A 24,542-nucleotide genomic window follows, 5' to 3' on the forward strand; every position below is an offset into this window, starting at 1 on the left:
CGTGCTGACGGCCGTGATCTTCCTGCCCGTCGTGGCGGGCGTGGCGCTGCTGAGCGTCCCCCGCGTCTCGGACGCCGTGGTCCGACGGGCGTTGGTCGCGATCACCGCGACCGAGTTCGCGCTCGTGGCATCGCTGTGGGCCGGATTCGAGACCAGCGGCTACAGCCACCAGATGCGCCAGCCGTGGATGCCGACCATCGGAGTGTCCTATCACGTGGGCGTCGACGGGATCTCGCTGCCGCTGATCACGATGACCGCCGGGCTGTTCCTGGCCGGCGCGGTCTACTCGCTGCGCCACACGCGGCGCACCCGCGGCTTCGCGGCGCTGCTGCTGTTCCTGGAGACCGCCTCGCTCGGGCTGTTCTGCGCGCTCGACCTGATCCTGTTCTTCCTGTTCTTCGACCTGTCCATCGTCGGCATGTACTTCGTGATCGCCGTCTGGGGGCACCGCGACAACCGACGCGCCGCGCTGATGTTCTTCCTCTACACGTTCATCGGCTCGCTGGTGCTGCTCCTGGGCTTCATCGGCCTGTACCTCGCCGCCGATCCCTCCACCTTCGACATACCGGCGCTGGTGGAGCAGCGTCCCCTCGACGGCTCTCCCGTGGCGGGCGGACTCGTCCTGCTCGCGATCTGCCTCGGCCTGGCGATCAAGACCCCCTTGGTGCCGTTCCACACCTGGCTGCCTCCCGCTCACACCGAGGCGCCCGCCGTCGGCTCGGCCATCCTGGCCGGAGTACTGCTCAAAATGGGCACGTACGGTTTCGTGCGGATCGCGATGCCCGCCCTGCCCGAGCACTGGCAGCGGTACGCAGCGGTCTTCGTCGTCGTCGGCGTCGTCAGCGTGCTCTACGGCGCACTCGTCGCGCTCGCCCAGACCGACTTCAAGCGCATGATCGCCTACACCTCGGTCAACCACATGGGCTACATCGCCTTGGCGATCGGCACCGCCGGCATCCTCGCGGGCAACACCGAGCAGGCCCGGCAGCTCGCGGTCACCGGCGCGGTCACCCAGATGGTCAGCCACGGGCTCATCACCGGGGCGCTGTTCCTGCTCGCCGGGGTCCTCTACGACCGGGCCCGCACCTACGACATGGCCTCCTACGGCGGCCTCGCGGGCCTGGCGCCCCGGTTCACCGGACTGGTCGCGGTGGGCGCGTTCGCCTCTCTGGGCCTGCCCGGTTTCTCCGGGTTCATCGCCGAGTTCCAGATCTTCACCGGCAGCCTCGGCGCCCGCCCCGTGGCGACCGCCATCGCCCTGCTGGGCATCCTGACCACGGCCACGCTGTTCCTGCTGGCGCTGCAGCGGGTCTTCCTCGGGCAGCGGCGGCTGCCCCAGGCCGCCTCCGAATTCGCCGACGCCAGACCCAGTGAGCTCGTCGCGGTCGCCCCGCTGCTGGGGCTCGCCCTGGTGATCGGCGTGCTGCCCCGGTTCCTGCTCGACGTCATCGACTCCGCCGCGGCCGCGGTGGTGGAGCTGGTGGCCCGGTGACACAGGACGTGCTGGCGCTGCTGCCCGAACTGTGCCTGCTGCTCGGTGCCGTCACAGGCCTCCTGACCGGGCTGTGGCTGCCGCGCGAGCGCCAGTGGATCGTGCACGCGATCGCCGCGGCCGCACTGCTCGTGTCCGTCGGACTGGCGCTGTCCGACGCCGGCGACGCGGCACGGGCGGTGTTCCACGGGACCTACACCGTCGACGCCGTGCTGCACACCGTGCGGGTGGTCGTGCCGGCCGCGACGCTGCTGGTGCTCGCGATGTCCCGCGGCACCGTGCGCGGCCACGTCCGCGAAACCGAATACGCGACCCTGCTGCTGCTCGCCGCACTCGGCGCGGTCCTGCTCGCCGGAGCGAGCGATCTGCTGGTGCTGGCCGCCGCGTATCTGCTGGCCAGTGTCGCGCTCTATCCGCTCGCCGGTTTCGCCAAGGACGCGGCGGGCACCGAGGCCGCGCTCAAGCTCGCGCTGTTCGGCGCGTTCTCGGGCATCATCATGCTGGCCGGCGTCACCGTCCTCTACGGTCTGGGCGGCGGCACCGGATACCGGGTGCTGCGGGAGGGACTGGACGGCGTCGCGCCGGCCGCCGTGGTGGGCGCGGCCGTGGCCGTGCTGGTCGGCCTGCTGTTCAAGGCGGGCGCGGTGCCGGGGCACTTCTGGGTGCCCGACGCGACCGAAGGCGCCGGTGTCGGCGTCGCGGCGTTCCTCACCACGGTGCCCAAGGTCGGCGGCCTGGCCGCCGTCTACCGCCTGAGCACCGAAGCGGTCCCGGCGTCGGCCGATCTGGCGCTGGTCCTCGCGGTGCTGGCGGCGGCGTCGATGACGTTGGGCAACCTGGCCGCGTTCTGGCAGGACAACGCCCGCCGCCTGCTCGCGTACTCGACCGTCAGCCAGGTCGGCTACCTCCTGATCGCTCCGGCCGCCGCCGGGTCCGATCTGGCCGGTGCGGCGCTGCTGTACTACCTGGCGGCTTACGCGGTCACCAACCTCGGGGCCTTCGCCGTCGTCGCCGCGCACCGTCGAGGCGAGACCCTGGCCGACTACACCGGCCTGTTCCGCCGCGCGCCGCTGCTGTCGCTGACGCTGGTGGTGTGCCTGCTGGGGCTGGTGGGCACGCCTCCGACGGCCGTCTTCGTCGGCAAGCTGTCGGTCTTCGCCGCCGGCCTCGACGGTCTGATGGCCTGGCTCGTCGTCGTGGCGGTCGCGAACACGGTCGCCAGCGTCTTCTACTACCTGCGCTGGATCGCCCCGCTGTTCCAAGCGCCCGAGGACGGTCCCCGCACGGAGTCGCCCGAAGGCTGGGCAGCGCGGACGGCTTACGCGGCGGGAGCGCTGAGTCTGCTCTTGGGCATCGGCGGCGGCGTGGTCCTCACCGCCGTGTCGGGCTGAGGACCGAGCGGGCCGCGCCAGGCGGATCAGCGGCTGCGAAGCCGCTGGGCGCTGCGCCGGTTCGCCTCGGCCAGGCTCGTGAGGACCGAGGCGAGGTCCTCAAGCCGCTCCCGCTCCTGGTCGGCGAGGACCGCGCTCGCGGCATCGATCACCGGCTGCCAGGTCCGGCGGCGTTGCAGCCCATGGTGATCGGAGGTCCGCACCTCGCGTGCGCGCCGGTCGGCGCCGGTGCCGGACCGCGTGACATACCCGGCCGCTTCGAGCCGGTCGAGCACCTTGGTGATGGCGGCCGGGCTCAGGCCGCTGGCCTGAGCGAGACGGCCGGGCCGCATCGCGCCTTCGCGCTCGATGATCTCCAGGCAGCGCAGGTCGTTGCGGTTGATCCCGTACCGCTCGGCCGCCGCGTCGAGGAGCTCTTCGGTCGCCGAGTGCAGTCGGCGAGTCGCGTTCAGCGCCTCGGCCACGGCGGCGTCGCGGCCGGACCCACCGGATGATTCACGCCATGTATCTTTCACATCGTGAATGATATCCGCGCGCCTCGTGCCGCTCCCCACCACTCACGATGGGCCATGACGGGGGCCGCCTCCTACGTCCTCTGGGGCCTGCTCCACCTCGGCCTCGCATTTTCCATGATCGGCTCCGCGATCACCGACGGACTCCCCGGCGGCGAGCTCGAGGCCGAGAGCCTGATGTACTTCGTGTGCGCGGCCGTCTTCGGCGCCCAAGCCATCGCCGTAGCATGGTTCCTCAACCGCCGCAACGACCGATTCGGCTACTGGCTCAACCTCATCGCGCTCGGCGTCATCGACGCCGTCTTCGTGTCCGTCATGGTCGTCCCCGGCCACGTCGATCCCGTGGGCGGGCTCTCCGGCCCGCTGGTCTGGGTCATCGCCGCCCTGACCTCGACCATGGCGATCCGCGTCGAGCCGCGACGCCGCGACGTCACAACCTGAGGGGTGCGACTTGACGATTCGTTCCGATCTGGACCGACGCTCGGTCGCGGCGCTGCTGGCGCTCGCGGTCGCGGCGTTCTGCTACGTGACCGCCGAAACCGTGCCGGTGGGACTGCTGTCGCAGATCTCCACCGATCTGCGCGTGCCGCCGTCGCAGGTCGGCCTGCTGGTGACCGGCTACGCCGTCACCGTCGCCGTGCTCACCCTCCCGCTGGTGCGACTGGTCGCGCGAGTCCCGCGACGCCCGTTGATGATCGCCCTCATGGCCGTAATGGTGGTGGCGACCGCCCTGTCGGCCGCCGCGCCCGGATACTGGCCGCTGCTGGCCGCCCGAGTGGCGACCGCGTTGAGCCAGGCCGTGTTCTGGGCGGTCGTCGCACCGGTCGCCGCCGGCATGTTCCCCGTACACGTGCGCGGCCGCGTGATGGCGGTCGTGTTCACCGGCGGATCGATCGGGCCGATGCTCGGCGTGCCCGCTGGCACCTGGCTGGGCCAGCAGGCCGGTTGGCGTGCCACCTTCCTCGCGCTCGCGGCACTCGGCCTGCTCGCCTTCATCATCCTGGCCGTGGCGCTGCGCGGCGATCCGGCCCGGCACGACCACGCCGAGCGCGGCACCTCACCCGATGCCCGCGGCTACGCGCTGGTGCTGGCCGTCACCGTCCTGGCGGTGGCCGGGTTCTTTGCGGTGTTCACCTACACCGCCGAGTTCGTCACCTCGGTCGCCGGGATTTCGGCCGTGCTGCTGGGGCCGCTGCTGCTCGCGCGCGGGATCGCCGACTTCGGCGGGATCGCGGCCGGCGGGATCCTCTCCGATCGCGATCAGCGGCTCGCCGTCGTCCTGCCGTCCGCCTTGTTGACCGCGACCCTGCTCGGGCTGTTCGCCCTCGGCGCGAATCCGGTGGCCGCCGGCGTCGGCGTCGTGCTCACCGGGCTCGCCATGGGCGCGCTCACCCCGGCGCTGCAGAACCGCGTCATGGAATTCGCGCCCGGCGGCACCGACATGGCCTCGGCGGGCGGCTCGATCGCCTACAACGTCGGCATCGCGCTCGGCTCGGGACTCGGCGGTCTCACCCTCGCAGGGCTCGGCACCCGTGAAATAGCGCTGACGGGTACCGCGCTGGCCGCCGCCGCGGTGGCGACCGTGTTCGCCATGCCCGCGACCGGTCGCGAGCGCCCCGAACCGGCGGCGGCTTCAGCGCTGACCTGAGTGGAGGTCAGTTCACCGTGGAGTTCGGCGCTGGGACGGTTGAGGCCGATGATCTCGACGGCCTCACCGCGGGGTACCCGACGCCATGGGAGGCGACCAGCGGGGCGACGACCAGGGATCGCGCCGGTGGCGGCCGAAACCATGGCCGGGCGTCCGCCGAGGAAAGCGATGGAGCAGGCCATGTTGACTTCCTCCCCTCCCTGTAGGGAGGGGATTCCGGTCGGTCGCCCGGCCGGGTTTCCTGTTTCATCGACAGTCGCACTCGCCCTAGGAGGGTTCGTGTCTTACACCGTCTCCGCAGGCTGCAACGGCCAGCCCGGCCGCCAGAATGTTCTTCGCCGCGTTCACATCGCGGTCCCCGGTGTACCCGCACGCGGGGCACTCGAAGACCCGCTGCGACAACGGCACCGATGCTTTGAGCGTGCCGCACGCCGAACACGTCTTGCTGGAAGGCAGCCAACGGTCGACCGCGACCACGCTCCGGCCTGCCCATTCGGCCTTGTACTCGATCATGCGGCGGAACTCGGCCCAGGACGCGTCCGCGATCGCACGCGACAGGCGATGGTTCGCGAGCATCCCGCGCACGCCCAGATCCTCCACGGCGATCACTTGGTTCTCGTTGACCAGCCGGGTGGTGAGCTTGTGCAGGAAGTCGCGACGCCGGTCGGCGATCCGGGCGTGGGCCCGGGCGAGCTTGACCTGGGCCTTGACCCAGTTCTTGGAGCCTTTGGTCTTACGGGACAGGTCTTTTTGTCGTCTGCGGATGCGCTCGCGGTCGCGCCGCTCATGGCGCGGGTTGGTGATCTTCTCCCCAGTGGAGAGGGTGAACAAGGGCGTCAGTCCGGCGTCGACGCCGACCGATTCGTCTCGCTTGGGGAGAGTCGGGATGTCCTCCTCTACGAGCAGGGACACGAACCAGCGTCCGGCCGCGTCGCGGGAGACGGTCACCGTCGAGGGCACCGCGCCGTGCGGAAGCCGCCGGGACCACCGGATCGTGAGCGGTTCGGACTGCTTCGCGAGCGTGAGCTGACCGTCATTCCACTTGAACGCCGACCTGGTGTATTCGGCCGAACCGGCAACGGTCCGTTTCTTCTTGAAGCACGGGTAGCCGGTCTGCTGCTTGAAGAAGCCGGAGAAGCCCTTCTGCAAATGCCGGAGGGCCTGCTGGAGCGGGACGCTGGAGACCTCGTTGAGGAAGGCATAGCGGCTGGTTTGTTTCCAGCGGGTGAGCATGGCCGAGGTCTGGTGGTAGTTGATGCTCTCGCCCCGGCGAAAGTACGCCTTGTGCCGGTATTCGAGGGCCTTGTTGTAGACCAAGCGTGCGCACCCGAACGTGCGGGCCAGGTTCTCGGCCTGCTCGCTCGTCGGGTAGCACCGGAACCGGTACGCCCGATGCCGCGCTTGGACACTCATATCTCACAATATATGTGTAGACGTTGTAAAACGGACTTTGGGGTGGGCAGGCGGCGAAGGCGACGCCTTCGCCGCTCTGTGGCCTGCTCGGCAGGAGCCCGATCCCTCCCCGGCCTGAAGGCCGAGGTTTCCCCAGAGGGATTCAGATGAACGAGGCGAACAGGCCGACTCTGGGATCGACGCCGGCGATGATCGAGAACGCGATGGCCTCGGGGATGAGCGCCAATGCCACCAGGAGCCCGGCCAGGAGTTCGATGCGCAGGAACGGCAGGAGCGGGCGGGGCAGGGAGGTGAGGGCACGGTCGAACCAGAGCGGGGCCAACAATGGCCGGTGCCTGTTGCGAAAGTGGCCCGCGGTGCCAGAGGTTACATTTCCCCGCCGCGGCTCTCCTCGCGCGCGGACGGCGTTGTATCGCGGTTCGGCGGCTCGGCATCGATGCCGTCACATGCTGTGGTGCAAGGGATCCGCGGTCGACGCGGCATCGAGTTCGGTTCGGCTGGGCGGGTCGGCGCCGGGGCGGGACACGGTGACGGCCGCGGCGCGGGCCGCCCATGAGGCCGCTCGGCGCAGCTGCTCGGTGCCGAGGGCCGCGAGCGCGTCGCGGGCGTTCGGCCCGTGCGCGCCGAGTCCGATGAGGGCGTCGATGAGCGCGCCCATGTATGTGTCGCCGGCGCCGATGGTGTCGGCCACTGGGGCGGGAATGCCGGGGACGACGACCAGGTCGTCGCCGCGGACGAGCACGCTGCCTTCAGCACCGCGGGTCACGGCGACCAGGATCGGGCCGGAGGCCTGCCACGAGCGGGCGAGGTCGACCGGGTCGGCGCCCGGGTGGTACCAGGAGAGATCCTCTTCGGACACTTTGACGACGTCGCTGGCGGCGACCAGGCGTTCCACGCGCGGCAGCACCTGGGCCGCGTCCGGTGTGATGGCCGGTCGCGCGTTGGGGTCGAAGGTCACCAAGGCGTGTCCGGAGGCGGCGCGCAGTGCCCGCTCGACGGCGTCGGCTCCCGGTTCGAGGACGGTCGCGATGGATCCGGTGTGCACGGCGGCGGGGTCGGCGGGCGCCCCTGCGAGCGTCGGGGAGTCGAGTTCCCAGGCGAGGTCGAACGCGTAGTCGGCCGAGCCGTCGTCGTTCAGTGTCACCGCGGCCGTGGAGGTTCGGCCGGTCGACGGGGCCTGTGCCATCACCTCCACGTTGGATTCGCCGAGCCAGCGCCTCGCGGCGGCGCCGCGCGCGTCGTCGGCGAGGGTGGTGAGCAGGACCGGTCGGCGCTCGAGCCGTCCGAGCGCGACGGCCACGTTGGCCGGGCTCCCGCCGGGCAGCTCGCGCGCTTCGACGATGTCGATCAGGGTCTCCCCGATGACGACCACCGGCCCGACGGGCGGGCTGTCCGCGTGCCGGCTCATGGCCTGGTCTCCTTTGGTTTCCGTTCCGCTGCCTCGTCCAGCAGGTCCTCGCTCAGCGCACGCGCGAGCGTCGGGGCGAGCGGCAGGCGGGGCAGGAGCGTCGCCTGCACCGCATGGTAGAGGTCGGGTTTGCCCGGCCACACCGTCGCCGCCGGCTCGTTGCGGGAGTCCAGCTCGTGCCGCCATGAGCCGCCGGACCGGTCGATCAGGCGCTGCTCGGCGTAGTCCCACCAGGTCGCGTACCAGTCGGCGAAGCGGCCCTCGCCCGTGCGGCGGTGCAGCGCGGCGGCGGCGGCGATCGCCTCGGCCGCCACCCAGTGCATCCGCTGGCGCACCACGGGAGCGCCGTCCCAGTCGACGGTGTAGACGAAGCCTTCGGCGCCGTCGGCGTCCCAGCCGTCGTCGACCGCGCGGTCGAACAGTCGCACCGCCGTCTCGGCCAGTGTGTCGTCGCCGCCGGTGGCGGCCTCGACGTGCAGCAGCAGCCGCGACCACTCCAGGCCGTGGCCGGGCGTGGAGCCGAACGGTTTGAACTGGTCGGCGGGCCGGTCGCGGTTGAGGTCGAGGTCGGGCTCCCAGTCGGGTCCGAAGTGCTCGGGCAGTCGGCCGTCGTGTTCGGCCGCGAGCGCGACGACGGTCCGGCACACGCGAGCGGCGCGTTGCCGCCACGCCTCGGCTTCGGGGGCCGCGACCGCGTCGGCGACCGCCAGCATCGCCTCGACCGAGTGCATGGTGGCGTTGAGGCTCCGGTAGTCGCGGGCCTCGGTGAAATCGGCGTCCCATTCGTCGACGGGCATTCCGGCCTCGTCGTCCCAGAACCGCTCGAGGTAGACCGCCTCGGCGTCGGCGAGCAGTTCTGCGGCGCCCGGCCGTCCGGCGATCGAGGCGGAGGACGCGGCCAGCAGCACGAACGCATGGTCGTAGCAGGACTTGCCGGCCCCGCGCACCGGTACGCCCTCGGCGTCGAGGGCGTGGAACCAGCCGCCGCGTTCGGTATCGCGCAGCCTGCCGGCGAGCCCTGCCAGGGCCGCATCGGCGATCGGTGCGCTGCCGGGCGTGCCGAGCAGTGCGCCGAGGGAGTACACGTGGGCCATGCGGGCGGTGATCCAGGTGTGCACCCCCTGCGCCGCATCGGGTCCGCCGTCGGCGTCGAGGTAGGCGGCGCCGCCGGCCGGCAGGCCGGTCCGCGCGCCGAACGCGAGCAGCCGCGCGCATTCGCGGGCGAGCCAGTCCTGATGGGACTTCATTCTGGGCCAAGGGGTCACGGTCGCTCCTTCGGCGCGTCGGGGCGCGAGTCCCGCGGAGTCGGAGGACTCTATTATTGACGCACTAAATTTAATCTATCAAGGATGGGTTCTCCGGGTGTCGGACCGGTCGACCGACGCTGGACACTGTACTGGGAGCACGTGGCCGCCGGACCGGGTAGGAACGCTTCGCCGCCCAGGCGCCCGACCTCGCCGCCGACCCGACCCGTGAAGGAGCATCGTGAACACCGACACCTGGACGCACCTGCGCCGCGACGGGGTCTCCCTGATCCTGGCATCGCCCCGGAGCGGCCTTCCGGCAGTGATCCATTGGGGACGTGACCTCGGTCCGCTCAGCGAGGGCGACCTCGCCGCGCTCGACCGGGCGACCAGCCGCCAGACCCGCCCCGGGACACTGGACGCCGCCTGGCGGCTCCCGGTCGTGCCGCAGGAGTCCGACGGCTGGTCCGGCAGGCCCGGCCTGCTCGCCACGCGCGGCGAACGGCCGATCCACCCCCGTTGGACCTCGACGGTCGAGCACGTCGACGAGGCCACGGTCCGCTTCGCGGCCGTCGACGGCGACGCGGGCCTGAGCCTGCGCACCCGCATCGCGATCGGCGCGGGCGGTCTCGTCCTGGTCGACCACGAGGTGACCAACACCGGCGACGAACCGGTCGACCTCGCATGGCTGGAAGCGACCCTCCCCGTCCCCAAGTCCGCCGATCGTCTCACCGGGTTCGGCGGCCGCTGGAGCCGCGAGAAGTCGCCGGTCACGGGCCCGATGCCGCCGGGGTCGACCACCCGCGAGTCGCGCCGGGGCCGCGGCGGCCACGACTCGCCGTGGGTCACCATCGCCTCGGCCGGTGTCCCCAGCGGCCGCGTCGGCGAGGCCTGGGCCGTCCACCTCGGCTGGAGCGCCGACGTGCGCCACCGCACCGACCGGGTCACCGAGCACGTCACCGTGCTCGGCGCCGGCGAACTGCTGCGGCCCGGGGAGATCCGGCTCGCCCGCGGCGAGTCCTACCGCGCCCCGGTGGCGTACTTCTCCTGGTCGGCGGCCGGACTCGACGGCGTCGCCGACCGGTTCCACACCTGGATGCGGGCCCGCCCGCAGCACCCGAGTTCGCCGCGGCCGCTCGTGCTCAACACCTGGGAGGCGGTCTACTTCGACCACGACCCGTCCCGCCTCGAACGCCTCGCCCGCCGCGCGGCGGAGGTCGGCGTCGAGCGGTTCGTGCTCGACGACGGATGGTTCCTCGGCCGGCGCGACGACACGGCGGGCCTCGGCGACTGGGAGGTCGACCCCGCGGTCTGGCCCGACGGCCTCGAACCGCTAGCCGACCTCGTCCACGCCCTCGGCATGCAGTTCGGGCTCTGGTTCGAGCCGGAGATGGTCAACCTCGACTCCGAGCTCGCCCGTTCCCACCCGGACTGGCTGCTCGCGAACCCCGCTTCGGTGCCCTCGCCCGAAGGCCTCTCCTTCCGCTCCCAGTACGTGCTGGACCTCGTCGATCCCGAGGCGTTCGACCACCTCCGCGAGCGGATGTCGGCCCTGATCGGACGGCTCGGCATCGACTTCATCAAGTGGGACCACAACCGCGACCTCGTCGAGCCGGTCCACGACGGCGCACCGGGCACGCACGAGCAGACCCTCGCGGCCTACCGGCTCATCGAGCGGCTCAAGTCCGACCACCCCGGCCTGGAGATCGAGTCGTGCTCCTCGGGCGGCGCGCGCACCGACCTCGGCATCCTCGAGCGCACCGACCGCGTGTGGGCCTCGGACTCCAACGATCCGGTCGAACGGCAGGACATCCAGCGCTGGACCGAGCTGCTGCTCCCGCCCGAGCTCATCGGCGCGCACGTCGGCCCCTCCCCCGCCCACTCGTCCGGGCGCGCCACCGCGCTCTCCTACCGGATCGCGACCTCGCTGCAGGGATCGTCCGGGTTCGAATGGGACCTCCTCGACTGCACCGACGAGGAGCTCCAGCAGGTCAAGGCGTTCGCCTCGCTGTACAAGGAGCTGCGCGGACTGCTGCACACCGGCACGGTCGTCCATCCCGACGTCGCCGACCCGGCGCTGCGCGTCCGCGGCGTCGTGGCGCCCGACCGGTCCGAGGCGGTGTTCACCGCAGCCACGGTCGCCTCGCTCGAAGACGCGCTCACCGAGCGGATCCGACTCGAGGGCCTAGATCCCGAGCGGCGCTACACCGTGCGGGTGCGCGACGAGATCGGCAAGGCGCAGTGGGGATGGGTCACCCCGGCGTGGCTCGCCGAGGATCCGGTGTCGGTTCCCGGACGCGTGCTGTCGGAGGTCGGCCTCCAGCTGCCGACGCTGTCGCCGGTCCAAGCGCTGGTCCTGCACCTGGCCACCGAGTAGATTCAGCGCCTGAAGTATGGTGGGCCGCGTCCGGCGAGGAGGCTGCATTGCGATCGTTCGGTTCCGGCACCCGCGTTCCGACGCTTGCCGCGGTGCTCGACGTCATTCGGGAGCGGACGACGGTCAGCCGCGTGGAGCTGGCCGAGGCGACCGGCCTCACGCAGGCCACCATGACCCACGCCGTCCGCAAGCTGATGGCGCTCGGCTTCGTGCACGAGGTCGGCACGGTGCGCTCGGGCCGGGGCACGCCGCGCCGCCTCCTGGAGCTCCAGCCCGAGGCCAGTTACCAGGTCGGCATCCACTTCGACCGGTTCTCGGCGATGGGCGTGGTCCTCGACCTGGCCGGTGAGGTGGTGGTGCGGCGCCGGATGCCGGGAGCCGGGGACCGGTCGCCGAGCGAAGTGGTCGCCGAGTTCGCCGCGTCGGTGGAGGCGATGCTGGAGTCGGCGTCGATTCCGCGCTCCAATGTGCTCGGTGTCGGCCTGGCCACGTACGGGCCGCAGGATCGCCGCGAAGGCGTGCTGCTGACGCCGCAGCCGACCTCCGCATGGCGCGAATACCCGCTCGCCGCGACGCTGGCGGAGGCGACGGGGCTGCCGGTGACCCTGGAGAACGACGCCACCGCCGCCGGCCTGGGCGTGCGGACGCCGCGGGAGGCGTCGTCGAGCTTCGCGGTCGTGTTCATGTCCGGCGGCATCGGCGCCGGGGTCATCATCGACGGCCACCCCTACCGCGGGTCGACCTCGAACGGCCTGGAGCTCGGGCACATCTCCGTCGACGCGCTCGGGCCGAGGTGCGGCTGCGGCAACCGTGGCTGTCTCGACGCCGTCGCCGGGCCGATCGCGCTCAGCGAGCGGGCGCGAAAGGACCCGGAGCTGGCCTCGCGGCTCGGCCTCGGCCGGGGCCCGCTCACCGACTTCATCCGCATCGGCCGCGCCGCGGTCGGCGGCGACGCCGATGCGGCCGCGCTCATCGAGGTCTCGACGCACCGGCTGTCGATCGCGACCACGACTCTGGTGAACCTGTTCGACCTCGGCCGGGTGGTCTTGGCCGGGAACGCCTTCGACGACTTCGGCACCGTCTACCGGACCGCCCTGCAGGAGGCGCTGGACGAGTCGGTGTTCATGCGCCACGTACACAGTGTGCAGGTGGAGCTGGCCGAGAACGCGGCCCAGGCCGCGGCGGTCGGCGGCGCCCTGGTGGTGCTGCGGAACCTGCTCGAGTCGCCGGGCCTCGGCGAACGCTCGCCCTCCTGATCGGACCTCGTCACTCGCCCGGGTGCCGCGATCCTCGTCTTGCAAGATCGACATATCGATGTTTAACTATTTCTTGGTTGGGTTAAGCAAACAAACTCCGATCGCCTCCGACGCACGGCCCGGTCAGGGCCTCCGGCGGCGATCGACACGAGAAAGGCAACGACATGACAGTGACACCCGCGCCATCGAGGCGGCGTACGCTTCGGCGCGCGCTCCTCACGGTGCTCACCACGGCCGTGGCGGCCGCCGCGGCCGCTTTCTTCCTGCCCTCGGCGCAGGCCCAGACCAACGGCTTCCACGTGGTCGGATCGGACCTGGTCGACGCCAACGGCAACACCTTCATCATGCGCGGCTCGACCCATCCCCACGAGTGGTTCCAGCACCGGACCGAGGCCATCTCGGACATGAGCGAGCTGGGCGCCAACACCATCCGCGTCGTCCTCGGATCCGGGCAGCAGTGGGGGCCGACCCCCGCCGCCGACGTCGCCGCGATCATCGACGACTGCAAGGCCAACCGGGTCATCTGCATGCTCGAGGTCCACGACACCACCGGGTACGCCGACGGCTCCGCACCGGACGCCGCCAGCCTCGACCAGGCCGTCGACTACTGGGAGTCCATCAAAGACGTCCTGGTCGGCGAGGAGGAGTACATCCTCATCAACATCGGCAACGAGGCCTGGGGCAACGACAACGTCGAAGGCTGGGAGCCGGCGTGGACCGACGCCATCCAGCGGATGAGGGACATCGGTTTCGAGCACACGCTCGTGGTCGACGCCCCGAACTGGGGCCAAGACTGGACCAACACCATGCGCGACAGCGATGCCGCCGAGCGCATCTTCGACGCCGACGCGCTGTCCAACACCATCTTCTCGGTCCACATGTATTCGGTCTACGAGAACCCGCAGACCGTCGTCGACTACTTCGACGCCTGGGAGCAGAAGAACCTGCCGCTCATCGTCGGCGAGTTCGGCGAGGACACCCCGGACGCGATCGAGGCCGAGGCCCAGGCCCGCGGCATCGGCTGGATCTCGTGGTCCTGGTCGGGCAACAACGGCGCCACCCACGACCAGACCGTCGACTTCGACCCGAACCAGCTCACCGCGTGGGGCGAGCGGGTCTTCCACGGCACCTACGGCATCGGGGCGACCGCCGAGCGCGCCAGCGTCTTCGGCGACGAGCCCGACGACCCGACCACGCCGGACGACCCCACCACCCCCGACGACCCAACGAGCCCTGACGACCCGACCACGCCTCCCGACGCGGACTGCACGGCCCAGATCGAGGTCGTCAACGACTGGGGCTCGGGATGGCAGGGCAACGTCCACATCACCGCCGGGGCCTCCGACGTCGACGGCTGGACGCTGACGTGGACCTGGCCGGGAGGTCAGTCGATCACCTCGCACTGGAACGCCGACCTGTCGCAGTCGGGCTCCACGGTGACCGCCTCGGACGTCGGCTGGAACGCCACCGTCGCCAGCGGACAGACCCGGAACGTCTTCGGATTCATCGGCTCCGGTCCCGGCACCGAAGCCGAAGTGATCTGCGAGGCCGCCTGACCCGATCAAGTGGCGCCCGGGCCGTCGGCCCGGGCGCACCCCCGGTGGGAAGCCGAGATGCGGTCGAGGAGCGGCGGCCGGGCGAGGGAGTCCGGCGAATCGGGCATCGAGCTCCCCAAGCGGGTCGGAATCCGACATCAGGCAGCGGTGCGGCGGCCGGTATGGAATCCAATGCGGACGGGTACGCCCCCGGATACGAACCATTCGGAAGGGAGCCTGGAATGTCTGAGACCAACCGTCCCGTTCAGGCGGAGCGGACGCCCGTCCAAACCGTCACCATGGTCGTTTCGGCGATATTCCTACTGGTGGGCATACTCGGGTTCATCCCGGGCATCACCACCGACTACGGCGAGATGACCTTCGCGGGCCACGAGTCCTCGGCCATGCTGCTGGGCGTCTTCGCGGTCTCCGTGCTGCACAATATCGTCCACCTGCTGTTCGGAGTCGTCGGTTTCGTTCTTGCCCGCACCGCGTCCGGATCGATCGCCTATCTTCTCGTGGGCGGCGCCGTCTACCTGGTGCTGTGGATCTACGGGATCGTGATCGACCTCGATTCGCCCGCGAACTTCGTGCCCGTCAACACCGCCGACAACTGGCTGCACCTGGGCCTGGCGGTCGGGATGATCGGCCTCGGAGCGGCGTTCAGCCTGCGCCCGAGGAGGTGACCGACGTTCCGGGCCGGGCGCGTTCGCGCCCGGCCCGGAACGCGAAGCGCGGAGGCGCCCCGCTCTCAGGCGCCGGCTTTGTAGGCGGTTCGGCCGCCGATCTCGGTGAACCACTGCGTGGCGGCCAGCTGCACCCCGTACGACCACGTCGGGTACGCGGTGGTGGCCTGCGCGAGCCGCCCGGCGAACAGGTTGCCGACCATCGCCAGCGCCGGCAGGTGGATCATCTCTCCGGCGCGCGTGGCGACGATGGTGGCCCCCAGGACCCTGCCGCCCCCGCGGTGCCCGATCACCTTCCGCGGCCCGGCGATGAGCTTGACGAATCCCTCGGTCTCTCCGGCGGTGAGGGCGCGGTCCATCTCGTCCATCGGCAGGTAGGCCACACGCCCGTCGAGCTCGGCCGCGGCCTCTTCGCTGATGCCGACGCTGGCGACCTCCGGGTCGGTGAACGTCACCCGCGGCGTGGCCTCGCGGTGGTACGGGCGCCGCCTGCCCAGGGCGTTGTCCGCGGCGATGCGGCCCTGCTCGAACGCGGCATGGGTGAACGGCATGAGCCCGGTGACGTCCCCGGCCGCCCATATGCCCTTGGCGGTGGTCGCGAGGTAGTCGTCGACGACGATCGAGCCGTCCTTGTCGGTTTCGACGTCGACGCGGTCCAGGTCGAGCGCTTCGGTGACCGGGTGGCGCTCGAGGGCCACCAGGACGCATTCGGCCTCGACGGCGGTCTCGTCGGACAGGTGGAGGCGGGATCCGGCGCCGCCGGGCTCGACTTCGTCGACGCCGAGGCCGGTGCGCAGGTCGATGCCTTCGCGTTCGAAGACCGTCTCGATCACGGCCGAGGCCTCGGGTTCTTCGTCGGGAAGCAGCCGGTCGGCCGCTTCGATGAGGGTGAGGTCGACGTCGAGTCGGGCGAAGGCCTGCGCGAGTTCGCAGCCGACCGCGCGGCCGCCGATCACGGCCAGGGAGCGGGGCCGGCTTGTGAGGTCGAAGACGGTCTCGTTGGTGAGGACGCGGGCGTCGTCGAGCCCGGGGATCGTCGGCATCACCGGTGCCGAGCCGGTGGCGACCACGACGGCGCCGGCGGTGACCGTCTCGCCGTCGACGGCGATGCGGCCGGGCTCCTTGAAGACGGCCCGGCCCTGCCTGGTCTCGATGCCCTCGGCGTCCAGGGCGTCGGCGTCCTCGGTCGCGGCGATGGCCTCGACCGAGTCCTTGACGTGGCCCATCGACTCGGCGAAGTCGTAGCCGTCGGCCGCGGACTGGATGAGGGTCTTGGACGGTACGCACCCGGTCCAGGTGCGGTCGCCGCCGAGCGGGCCGTCGGCGACCATGAGCACGCTCGCGCCGCGCCTGCGGGCCGCGCGGGCGGCTCCGAGCCCGGCCGCGCCGCCGCCGATGACGATCAGGTCGAAGTCCATGGGAGCCTCACTCTCGGGTTCGATGCGTTCGGCCACGATGAGCCCGTAGCCGAGTATCCCGCTGTCGGGGCCGCCGCGTGCGCGCTTGCGCACCTCCGGTGCCGCATCGGAGTCGAGCGGGGCGCGCGGTGTCAGTGTTTCGGCGGCGCCGACGCGCGGGCCGCCATGCGGGCGGCGCCGAGTTCTCCCGGTCCGCCGAGGCGCACTTCGACGCCGGGCAGCGCGTCGCCGAGGCGGATCAGGACTCCTTCTCTGACCGGGCGGCACTCGCGCAGGATGCTGCCGGAGAGGACGATCGGTTCGGTCGGATCGTCGCCGGTCCGGACCGACAGCGCGGTGCTGGCGAGGTGCTCGGCGGCGCGGTCGAGGATCGAGAGCGCCGTCGGGTCGCCGGATTCGGCCGCCCGGTCGACCAGGGGCGCCAGTTCGGCGAGGCCGCGGGGCGGGCGGCGGTGGACGGCCGCGGCGAACTCGTCGGCGGTCGCGGTGGCGCCGACGTCGACCGCGTCGACGACCGCGTTCACGAGGGCGCCGGGCTCGGTGCCGGCTTGGAGTGCTCGGGCGCAGGCCGCCGCGGCGGTGCGGCCGATCCAGAAGCCGGATCCGCGGTCGCCGAGGAGCCAGCCGAGCCCGTCGCCGACCCTGGTGATCCGGTCGGCTTCGATGCGGGCGGCCACCGCGCCGGTCCCGGCGACGAGAACGGTCCCGCGCGGCCGGTCGGTGCCGGCCGCGAAGGCGACGACGACGTCGCCGACCGGCCGCACGGCGCAGCGAAGGCCGATCGCGTCCCACATGCGCTGGAAGGCCGCGCCGGTCTCGGCGCGGTCGAAGTCACTTGTCCCGGCGATGCCCATGACGGCGGCGCGGATTCGCGCCGGGTCCAGGCTCGCGAGGGCCTCGCGGGCCGCGGCCGCCGCTTGCGAGGCGGCCTCGACCGGCCCGGCGGTGATCGGGTTGCCGCCTCCGGCCCTGCCGCGGCCCCGCACGTCGCCGTCGAGGGTGGTGACGACCGCTCGGGAGGCGGTCCCTCCGACGTCGAGGCCCAGCACCAGCGGTTCCATGGTTTCCTTTCGGGACCGCGGGTGCGCCCGGGTCGGCGCACCCGCGGGTCACTGCGGGTCGGTCAGCAGGGGCCGAGGTCGGTCCACTGCGGGGTCCAGCCGGGCTCGGAGCCTTGGGTCCACCATCCGGCCCGCCACAGGTGCGGTCCGTCGCCGGACTTGGGGCCGAACGGGTCGCCGTAGGCGCTGCGCTCGTGCACCACGACGTCGCCTCCGGTGTACACCGTGTCGAAGTCCCAGTCGGCGGCGGTGTCGCATTCCTCGCCGCCGGTGGGCGGGTCGGTCGGTTCGTCGGTCGTCGGCGGGTCGGTCGGGGTCGGGCAGTCGCCGCCTCCGGCGCCGACGGTGTCGGTGTGCGTGACGCCGTCGACCCGGTAGCCGGCGACGAGGCTGCTCACTTCAGCGGGGGTGAGCACTTCGTCGGCGCTGTGGAACAGGTAGTCGACCTGCTGGTGGTAGACGCTCATGCCGGTCGTGTGCCCGGCGGTGTCGATGAACCACAGGTTGAAGTTGATCGACATGGGCGTCTCGGGGTAGTACTTGCCGCTGTGGTCGGCGACCAGTTGCCCGTCGATGTAGTACTTGACGTGCCCGTCGGCGACGGTGAACATCAGGTCGTGCCAGCCGGCGAAGCTCTCGCGCTGGGAGGTGTGAACGTTGTCGGCGACCCAGGGGTTCTCCTGGTAGGTCTCCCAGGTCGTCTGGTAGAAGATCGGACCCTGTTCGCCCCAACCGCCGTTGGGCAGGTACTCGAAGTCGATCTCCCCGTAGTCGGGGTCCATCGGCGCGTCGAGCGGTGTGATCGTGAAGAACGTCTCGACGATGTGGTCGCCGTCGGTGCCGCTGTCGGGTGCGTCGGGGAACTTGACGCGGGCGACGTAGGTGCCTTCGTAGAACTTGCGTTCGTGGAAGAACTCGGCGTGACTGGTGCCGCCGGCGGTGCCGTCGGTGGCGGCGCGCAGCTGGAGGGTGCTGGCGCCGTCGACGGTGGGGAAGGCGATGTTGGAGGCGGGCCAGGCCGCTCCGGGCACGCCGGGGCCGCCGGTGTTGGTGCGGACGGTCCAGCCGCGCGTGTCGATGTCCGGGTCGCTGGGCGAGGTGTAGGTGAAGTCGTCGAAGAGGGTCTGGTCGCAGACGGGGTCGGCGGCGGCCCCGGTCAGGTTGGTCATGCCGATGGCGGTGACGGCGGTGGCCGCCGCCGCGGCGGCCGTGACGGTGGCGATGCGGCGTCTGGTTGTCGGATTCGTGGACATGTCGAGCTCCCTTTCCGCTAGAACTCGTTACCGGACCGCTCCGGCGGTGAGGCCGGAGCGGATCTGTCGTTGGAACAGGACGTAGGCGATGGCCACCGGGAGGATCGCGATGATCAGCCCGGCGAACAGGCCTGAGAAGTCGCTGCGGTAGCCCTGGCTGACCGCGAGCGCGGCCAGCCCCTGTGCCAGGACGTATTTGTCGGGGTCGGGGTTGAGCACGAGTGGCAGCAGGTACTGGTTCCACAGGCCGAGGAAGTTGAAGATGCCGACGCTGACCATGCCGGGGCGGGCCATCGGCAGCATCACCTTGAAGAACGCGCCGGTGTGGGAGCAGCCGTCGAGGAAGGCCGCTTCGGTGACGGCGGTGGGCAGTCCTCGGAAGAATGCGTGGAGGAAGAAGACGGTGAACGGCAGCGCGTAGGCGGTGTACACGAGGACGAGTCCGTGGTAGGTGCCGAGGAGTCCTAGCTGGTCGACGACGAAGAACAGCGGGACGAGGGCCAGGAACACCGGGAAGAGCATGCCGGCGACGAGCGCGTAGTAGATGACGCGGTTGCCGGGGAAGTCGTAGCGGGCGAGGCAGTAGGCGGTGAGGGCTCCCAGGAGCATGACGAGCAACAGGGCGCCGCCGACGACGATGAGGGTGTTGAGCAGGTAGCGGCCGATGGAGGCCTCCTGCCAGGCGCGGGCCCAGTTCTCCCATTGCGGCCGGGCGGGCACCGACCAGGGGCTGGCGAAGATCTCGGCGTCGGTCTTGAGCGAGGACAGCAGCGCCCAGACCAGCGGCAGGGTGACCAGCGCGGCCCAGGCGAGGAGCGCCAGGTGCAGGAGCGGTTCGGTCAGTCGGGTCCTCATACGGCCTCGACCCGCTCTCTGCGGGTGGCGCGCAGCGCGACCGCGGTCAGGGTGAGGGTGAGGAAGAACAGGGTGACGCCCATGGCCGAGGCGTAGCCGAACTTCCCGTAGGAGAACGCGGCCCGGTAGAGGGTGAGGCCGATGACTTCGGTGGCGTTGTCGGGGCCGCCGGGGCCGACGGTCATGATCTGGACGAGCGCTAATCCGTCGAGGGCGAGGATGCCGAGGTAGACGTAGGCGACTTGGACGGTGTCCCATACGTACGGGACGGTGATGCGCCTGAAGGTGGTGAGGCGTCCGGCGCCGTCGAGGCGGGCCGCTTCGAGCACGTCGCGCGGGATGGATTCCATGGCGGCGGCGAACAGCACCACGTAGAACCCGACGGCGGCCCAGATCATGACGGCCATGACCGCGGGGAGCGCCCAGGCGGGTTCGGCGAGCCAGGAGCGGCTGAGCGCTCCGAGCCCGACCGCTTCGAGCAGGCCGTTGAGCAGGCCGTTGTTGGGGGTGTAGACGAACTGGAAGAGGATGGCGAGGATCGCGACCGACAGCAGTTGCGGGAAGAAGTAGACGATGCGGTACACGCCGGAGCCTTGGACGCCGGCGACGCCGCCGTGCCGGTCGGAGCGTCCCATGGTGAGCATGGCGGCGAAGAACAGGGCCAGCGCGATGACGGCCGGCGGCACGATCAGGAGCATCAGGCCGTTGTTGCGCAGGGCCGCGAGGAACAGCGGGTCGCTCCACAGCGCGGTGAAGTTCGACGCTCCGACCCAGACCGCTTGGCCGGACAGGCCGTTCCAGTCGGTGAAGGCGAGGTAGAACGCCTGGGCGTAGGGCGATACGACGAACACCGCGTAGAGCAGCAGCGGCGCGGTCAGCGCGCCGACCAGGAAGCGGTTCTTGCCGTGCCGCATGGTTCTCCTTCCTCTCGCCCGGGCCGGTCAGCGCTCGTATTTGGTGACCGAGTCGTCGTCGGCGACTTGGTCGGCGGCCTCCTGGATGCGGTCGGCCCACTGCTCGGGTTCGATTCGCCCGGTCAGCAGCTCGCCGGTGGCGTCGTCGACGGCTTTGGCCAGGGGCGCGTACCAGATGCGGTATTTGAACCCGAAGACGTGGTCGCCTGCGGCTTCGACGGCGGCGGCGACCGAGGCGAGGCCGGAGGTCATGTCGACGCCGTCGGTCGCCCCGCGCACGACCGGGAGCGCTTTGGCGGTCTCGGCGAAGCCGCGGGCGACTTCGGTCGAGAACAGGCAGCGCAGGTAGTCGAGTCCACCGCGGGGGTTGGCGGCCTGCGCGGGGACGAGGAAGGATTCGCTGCTGGAGCCTTGGAGCGCACCGAAGGGCATGGCGTCGGCGGCGGTGAGGGCGGGGACGGGCGCCATGGCCATGTCGAAGCCGTCGGGGGTGATCTCCTGCTGTTCGCCTTCGAGCCAGGATCCGCACGGGATGAAGGCGGCTTCGCCGCGGTTCCAGGCGTTCTGGGCTTCGGTGTGGGAGAGCGCCTCGGAGCCGGCCATGATGTGGCCGCCGGTGACGAGGCCGTGGATCGCGTCGGCGGCGGCGAGCATGGCGTCCTGCCGCCAGGCGTCGGGTTCGAGGTTGTCGACCGCTTCGATCAGTTCGATGCCGCCGGCCTTGGCGGCGAGGGACTGGAGCGGGTCCATCATGTACTCGGGGTATTTGCCCTGCCAGGTCCAGGGGGCGACGCCCGAGCCCTTGATCTCTTCGCAGAGGGCGATCATGTCGTCCCAGGTCTCGGGGTAGGTCCAGCCGTGGGATTCGAACCGGGAGGTGGAGTACCAGATGCCCCAGAGCACTGAGGAGTAGTTGAGGAACCGGACCGTGCCGTCGAGGGTGCCGTCGTCGATGACGCCGGGCATGAGGGTGTCGCGGACGGGGACGGCGGGGTCGTCGAGGCTGGGGGCGTCGAGCAGTTCGGCGAGGTCGTGGAGTTGGCCGGAGGCGGCCAGTTGCGCGATGTCGAGTCGGCCGGCGCCGGTGTTGTCGACGACGTCGGGGGGGTCGCCGGCGACGAATCGCGGCTGGAGGGTCTCGCCGACCCGCTGGATGCCCTGGTGGTCGACGGTGGCGCCGGGGTGGCGTTCTTCGTAGAGGTCGGCGGCGTGGAGCGTGTAGGCCTCGCCGTAGCCGCCGTTGAACATGACGACTTCGAGGTCGGTGTCTTCGGGGACGCCGAGGGGGTTGTCGTCGGTGACGGCTCCTGCCGCCGTTTCGGGATCGTCGCCGTCTCCGGCGGTGACGCAGCCGGAGAGGAGTCCGGCCGCTCCCGCGGCGGTGGCGCCGCGCAGGACGGTGCGGCGGGTGGGGTTGGAGTGGTCGCTTCGCGTTCTCATGAGGGGGCCTCTTCTTCCGGGGTCTCAGGCGGTGCGCCGGATGCGTCCGGCGTATCTCGCTTCCAGGGCCTGGTTGTGTTCGTCGCCGCCGGCGATGTTGGCCGACAGGTAGACCGGCGGGGTCTGTCCTTTGTCGATGAGCTGCTGCACGACCTCGGCGACGACCATCTGGGCGAGGACGGCGGCGGTGACCGACGAGACCGCGCCGACCGCGCCGCCGCCGGGCAGCGGCAGAGCGGCGTCGCCGTAGGGCCCGCCGTTGTCGAGGACGACGTCGGCGAGATCGGAGAGCCGGCTTCCGGACGGGTGCCGGGGTTCGGAGCGCGCGCTGTGTTCGGCGGAGGTGAAGGCGATGAGCCGGTGGCCGCGTTCCTTCACCTGCCGGGCGAGTTCGACGACGACGCCGTTGATGCCGGAGTTCGAGGCGATGACGAAGACGTCGGCCGGATGCGGCGGTGTGGCCTCCAGGAGCCGGTGGGCGATCTCGGGCCTGCGCTCGAGGAACGGATCGTCGAGGACGGGGCGGGGCTGGTCGCCGTGGATGACGATGTCGCGCAGGGCGATCCGGTTGGAGGGCACCAGTCCCCCGGCGCGCCCGGCGAGTTCCATGGCCAGCGCTTCGGAGTGGCCGGGTCCGAAGGCCTGAAGGATGCCGCCTTCGTCCAGGCTCGCGGTGATGAGCTCGGCGGCCCGCTTGACGGCGGGAAGCTGGTCGCCGCCGACCCGCCGCACGGCGTCGGTGATGTGTTCCAGATACGCCTCGGCGGTGATGCGCGGCGTTGCGTCGGTCATTCTTTCTCCTCGGTTCGGTGGCGTCGTGGGCGTTCGAGCTCGTCGGCGAGCCGGTGCGCGTGCACGGCCCTGGCGGTGACCTCGAACGCCTCGGTGGTGCGCTCGAAGGTGCGCTGGGCGACGGCGACGTAGACCAGGTCGAGCACGAGCAGTTGGGAGTGGAGCGCCGAGAGGGCCGCGAGCCGGAAGGTGGTCTCGTGCACCGCGGTCGTGAGGACCACGTCGGCGGCCTCGGCCATGGGTGAGCGCGCGAACGAGGTGACCGCGACGGTCAGGGCGCCTTGGTCGCCGGCTTCGGCGAGGACTTCGACGCCTTCGCGGGTGCGGCCCGAGTGCGACAGTCCGATCGCGACGTCGCCTTCGCGGAGCAGGGCGGCGTTGGTGAGCGCGGAGTGGGCGTCGGAGCGGAACCAGCAGGGGACGCGGATGCGCTCGAGGCGGAATGCCATTTCACGGGCGGCGGTGCCGCTGCTGCCGAGGCCGAACAGCTCGACGCGGTCGGCCCCGGCGACGGCGTCGGCGACTCGGGCGACCTGCGCCAGGTCGATCTGGGACGCGGTCTCCTGGATGGCGCGGGAGTCGGCCCCGGCCACGACGCTGAGGACCTGGTCGAGCGAATCGCCCGGTTCGATCTCCTTGTCGATGTCGGTCTCCCACCGGGCCTGGGCGGCGCGTCCGCTCTCGGCGGCCAGGGCGACGCGGAGCGCGGCGTAGCCGGGGAAGCCGAGCGTCCGGCAGAAGCGGGTGACGGTGGCGGTGGAGGTCCGGGAGCGTTCGGCGAGGTCGACGATGGACGCCTGGGCGGCGGCGTCGGGGTCCTCGAGGATCTTGGCGGCGACGCGTTGCAGAGCATCGGGAAGCGTGGGCTGCTCCATCCTGAGCCGGCCGATCACGCCTTGATTCCGCGTCGTGGTGTCCACCGAAATTCCTTTCATTTAAGAATCTATATGAAGAACATTACGATCACCGACGGCCCTAGTCAACACAGGCCGAAAATAATTTTCGAAGCAGCGGCGGGCCCGCTACCGACCTCTCTTGACGTATCTATCGATTATCGATATATTCTTATCGCATATCGATTGAAGGAGTCTTCATGGGAAAGCTGACCGTCCTGGCGCTGCGCATCGTGCTCGCGATGGTGCTCGCCGGCTCGCTGTGGGTCCAGACCGTACTGGTGCCGCTGCTGGCCATCGACATGAAAGAGGCCGGCGCCGACTTCGCCACCGTGCGCCTGCCCATAGTCGTCATCATCGTCCTGGGGGTAGTGACCGTCCAGGTCACGGTGGTGTGCGTGTGGCGCCTGCTGACGATGGTGCGCCGCGGCACGGTGTTCACCCACGCCGCCTTCCGGTACGTGGACGTCGTGATCGGCGCCCTCGGGGCCGCCTCGCTGCTCACGCTCGCCTTCGCCGTCGTCCTCGCGCCGACGCAGGTCCCGCCGGGACTGGTGCTGCTGGTCTGCGTGGTGGCCGTGATGGTCGCCGGGACGGCGCTGATCGTCCTGGTGCTGCGGATGCTGCTGGCCCAGGCGGTCGCCCGCGACGCCGAGGCGAACCACCTGCGGTCCGAACTGGACGAGGTGATCTGATGCCGATCATCGTCGACATCGACGTCATGCTCGCCAAGCGCAAGATGTCCGTGGGCACGCTCGCCGAGCGAGTCGGGATCACCCCGGCCAACCTGGCCGTCCTCAAGAACGGCCGGGCCAAGGCGGTCCGCTTCACCACGCTCGAGGCCCTGTGCGAGGTCCTCGAATGCCAGCCGGGCGACCTGCTGCGCTGGGAGCCGGAAGGGTTCTCGGACGACGAGCCCGAGGGAGACCTCCGGTGAGCGCCCGATGCGTGCCG

The 24,542-nt window shown here is 70.9% G+C and carries 22 protein-coding genes and 1 pseudogene; 10 read left to right on the forward strand and 13 right to left on the reverse strand.

Going from position 1 to position 24,542, the window contains the following annotated elements; genetic code table 11:
• Position 1 precedes the first annotated feature (1 nt).
• Both ACYVL2_RS12965 and ACYVL2_RS12970 read left to right on the forward strand, forming a co-directional pair.
• Positions 2-1,492, forward strand: coding sequence for a complex I subunit 4 family protein (locus ACYVL2_RS12965; RefSeq protein ID WP_460544036.1), 1,491 nt, complete (start codon positions 2-4; stop codon positions 1,490-1,492).
• Entirely contained in the window at positions 1,489-2,883 is a 1,395-nt protein-coding gene (locus tag ACYVL2_RS12970) for an NADH-quinone oxidoreductase subunit N (protein ID WP_460543919.1), read from the forward strand. The genes ACYVL2_RS12965 and ACYVL2_RS12970 overlap by 4 nt, the downstream gene beginning before the upstream one ends.
• Before the next feature lie 26 nt (positions 2,884-2,909).
• On the opposite strand, the gene ACYVL2_RS12975 is transcribed toward ACYVL2_RS12970, so the two are convergent.
• Positions 2,910-3,398, reverse strand: a complete 489-nt coding sequence (locus tag ACYVL2_RS12975; RefSeq protein ID WP_460543921.1) for a MarR family winged helix-turn-helix transcriptional regulator — start codon at positions 3,396-3,398, stop codon at positions 2,910-2,912.
• Between the two features lie 54 nt (positions 3,399-3,452).
• On the opposite strand from ACYVL2_RS12975, the gene ACYVL2_RS12980 reads away from it, so the two are divergent.
• Positions 3,453-3,836 carry a hypothetical protein gene (locus ACYVL2_RS12980; RefSeq protein WP_460543923.1) on the forward strand — a complete coding sequence of 128 codons (384 nt, stop codon included), beginning with the start codon at positions 3,453-3,455 and terminating at the stop codon, positions 3,834-3,836.
• Positions 3,837-3,846: 10 nt separating this feature from the next.
• Entirely contained in the window at positions 3,847-5,043 is a 1,197-nt protein-coding gene (locus ACYVL2_RS12985; RefSeq protein ID WP_460543925.1) for an MFS transporter, read from the forward strand.
• Between the two features lie 267 nt (positions 5,044-5,310).
• On the opposite strand, the gene ACYVL2_RS12990 is transcribed toward ACYVL2_RS12985, so the two are convergent.
• From ACYVL2_RS12990 to ACYVL2_RS13005, 4 genes and pseudogenes are all read right to left on the reverse strand, one after another.
• The gene (locus tag ACYVL2_RS12990) at positions 5,311-6,456 is read right to left on the reverse strand and encodes an RNA-guided endonuclease InsQ/TnpB family protein (protein WP_460543927.1); all 1,146 of its coding nucleotides are present in this window, start codon (positions 6,454-6,456) and stop codon (positions 5,311-5,313) included.
• Between the two features lie 148 nt (positions 6,457-6,604).
• Positions 6,605-6,778: pseudogene (locus tag ACYVL2_RS12995) on the reverse strand (SulP family inorganic anion transporter); the annotation flags it as partial.
• 120 nt (positions 6,779-6,898) lie between these two features.
• Positions 6,899-7,864: a carbohydrate kinase family protein gene (locus ACYVL2_RS13000; RefSeq protein WP_460543929.1), complete on the reverse strand. Its 966-nt coding sequence runs from the start codon at positions 7,862-7,864 to the stop codon at positions 6,899-6,901.
• Positions 7,861-9,111 carry an AGE family epimerase/isomerase gene (locus tag ACYVL2_RS13005; RefSeq protein WP_460544038.1) on the reverse strand — a complete coding sequence of 417 codons (1,251 nt, stop codon included), beginning with the start codon at positions 9,109-9,111 and terminating at the stop codon, positions 7,861-7,863. Before ACYVL2_RS13005 ends, ACYVL2_RS13000 begins: the two co-directional genes overlap by 4 nt.
• Before the next feature lie 238 nt (positions 9,112-9,349).
• Here ACYVL2_RS13005 and ACYVL2_RS13010 point away from each other — a divergent pair, with 238 nt between their 5' ends.
• The 4 genes from ACYVL2_RS13010 to ACYVL2_RS13025 all read left to right on the forward strand — a co-directional run bounded on the left by ACYVL2_RS13010 (position 9,350) and on the right by ACYVL2_RS13025 (position 14,962).
• On the forward strand, positions 9,350-11,485 hold the full coding sequence (locus ACYVL2_RS13010; protein ID WP_460543931.1) for an alpha-galactosidase: 2,136 nt from the start codon (positions 9,350-9,352) through the stop codon (positions 11,483-11,485).
• A gap of 47 nt (positions 11,486-11,532) precedes the next feature.
• Entirely contained in the window at positions 11,533-12,741 is a 1,209-nt protein-coding gene (locus tag ACYVL2_RS13015; RefSeq protein ID WP_460543933.1) for an ROK family transcriptional regulator, read from the forward strand.
• 164 nt (positions 12,742-12,905) lie between these two features.
• The gene (locus tag ACYVL2_RS13020) at positions 12,906-14,297 is read left to right on the forward strand and encodes a cellulase family glycosylhydrolase (protein WP_460543935.1); all 1,392 of its coding nucleotides are present in this window, start codon (positions 12,906-12,908) and stop codon (positions 14,295-14,297) included.
• Between the two features lie 221 nt (positions 14,298-14,518).
• Complete coding sequence (locus ACYVL2_RS13025) at positions 14,519-14,962, forward strand: DUF4383 domain-containing protein (RefSeq protein ID WP_460543937.1); 444 nt, start codon at positions 14,519-14,521, stop codon at positions 14,960-14,962.
• A gap of 65 nt (positions 14,963-15,027) precedes the next feature.
• Here the strand turns inward: ACYVL2_RS13025 and ACYVL2_RS13030 are convergent, their stop codons facing one another.
• The 8 genes from ACYVL2_RS13030 to ACYVL2_RS13065 form a co-directional block, all read right to left on the reverse strand.
• A complete protein-coding gene (locus tag ACYVL2_RS13030) occupies positions 15,028-16,473 on the reverse strand; it encodes a dihydrolipoyl dehydrogenase family protein (protein ID WP_460543939.1) in 1,446 nt (481 codons plus the stop codon).
• Between the two features lie 38 nt (positions 16,474-16,511).
• On the reverse strand, positions 16,512-17,441 hold the full coding sequence (locus ACYVL2_RS13035; RefSeq protein ID WP_460543941.1) for an N-acetylglucosamine kinase: 930 nt from the start codon (positions 17,439-17,441) through the stop codon (positions 16,512-16,514).
• A gap of 62 nt (positions 17,442-17,503) precedes the next feature.
• Positions 17,504-18,694, reverse strand: a complete 1,191-nt coding sequence (locus ACYVL2_RS13040) for a family 16 glycosylhydrolase (protein ID WP_460543943.1) — start codon at positions 18,692-18,694, stop codon at positions 17,504-17,506.
• 27 nt (positions 18,695-18,721) lie between these two features.
• Positions 18,722-19,549 carry a carbohydrate ABC transporter permease gene (locus tag ACYVL2_RS13045; RefSeq protein ID WP_460543945.1) on the reverse strand — a complete coding sequence of 276 codons (828 nt, stop codon included), beginning with the start codon at positions 19,547-19,549 and terminating at the stop codon, positions 18,722-18,724.
• The gene (locus tag ACYVL2_RS13050; protein WP_460543947.1) at positions 19,546-20,463 is read right to left on the reverse strand and encodes a carbohydrate ABC transporter permease; all 918 of its coding nucleotides are present in this window, start codon (positions 20,461-20,463) and stop codon (positions 19,546-19,548) included. Before ACYVL2_RS13050 ends, ACYVL2_RS13045 begins: the two co-directional genes overlap by 4 nt.
• Before the next feature lie 27 nt (positions 20,464-20,490).
• Complete coding sequence (ngcE, locus tag ACYVL2_RS13055; RefSeq protein ID WP_460543949.1) at positions 20,491-21,903, reverse strand: type 2 periplasmic-binding domain-containing protein; 1,413 nt, start codon at positions 21,901-21,903, stop codon at positions 20,491-20,493.
• 24 nt (positions 21,904-21,927) lie between these two features.
• Positions 21,928-22,695: a sugar isomerase domain-containing protein gene (locus ACYVL2_RS13060; RefSeq protein ID WP_460543951.1), complete on the reverse strand. Its 768-nt coding sequence runs from the start codon at positions 22,693-22,695 to the stop codon at positions 21,928-21,930.
• Positions 22,692-23,630 carry a MurR/RpiR family transcriptional regulator gene (locus ACYVL2_RS13065; protein WP_460543953.1) on the reverse strand — a complete coding sequence of 313 codons (939 nt, stop codon included), beginning with the start codon at positions 23,628-23,630 and terminating at the stop codon, positions 22,692-22,694. The genes ACYVL2_RS13060 and ACYVL2_RS13065 overlap by 4 nt, the downstream gene beginning before the upstream one ends.
• 158 nt (positions 23,631-23,788) lie before the next feature.
• Here ACYVL2_RS13065 and ACYVL2_RS13070 point away from each other — a divergent pair, with 158 nt between their 5' ends.
• Positions 23,789-24,283, forward strand: coding sequence for a DUF2975 domain-containing protein (locus tag ACYVL2_RS13070; RefSeq protein ID WP_460543955.1), 495 nt, complete (start codon positions 23,789-23,791; stop codon positions 24,281-24,283).
• On the forward strand, positions 24,283-24,525 hold the full coding sequence (locus tag ACYVL2_RS13075; RefSeq protein ID WP_460543957.1) for a helix-turn-helix domain-containing protein: 243 nt from the start codon (positions 24,283-24,285) through the stop codon (positions 24,523-24,525). The genes ACYVL2_RS13070 and ACYVL2_RS13075 overlap by 1 nt, the downstream gene beginning before the upstream one ends.
• Positions 24,526-24,542 lie beyond the last annotated feature (17 nt).

The organism is Glycomyces halotolerans (assembly GCF_054779575.1).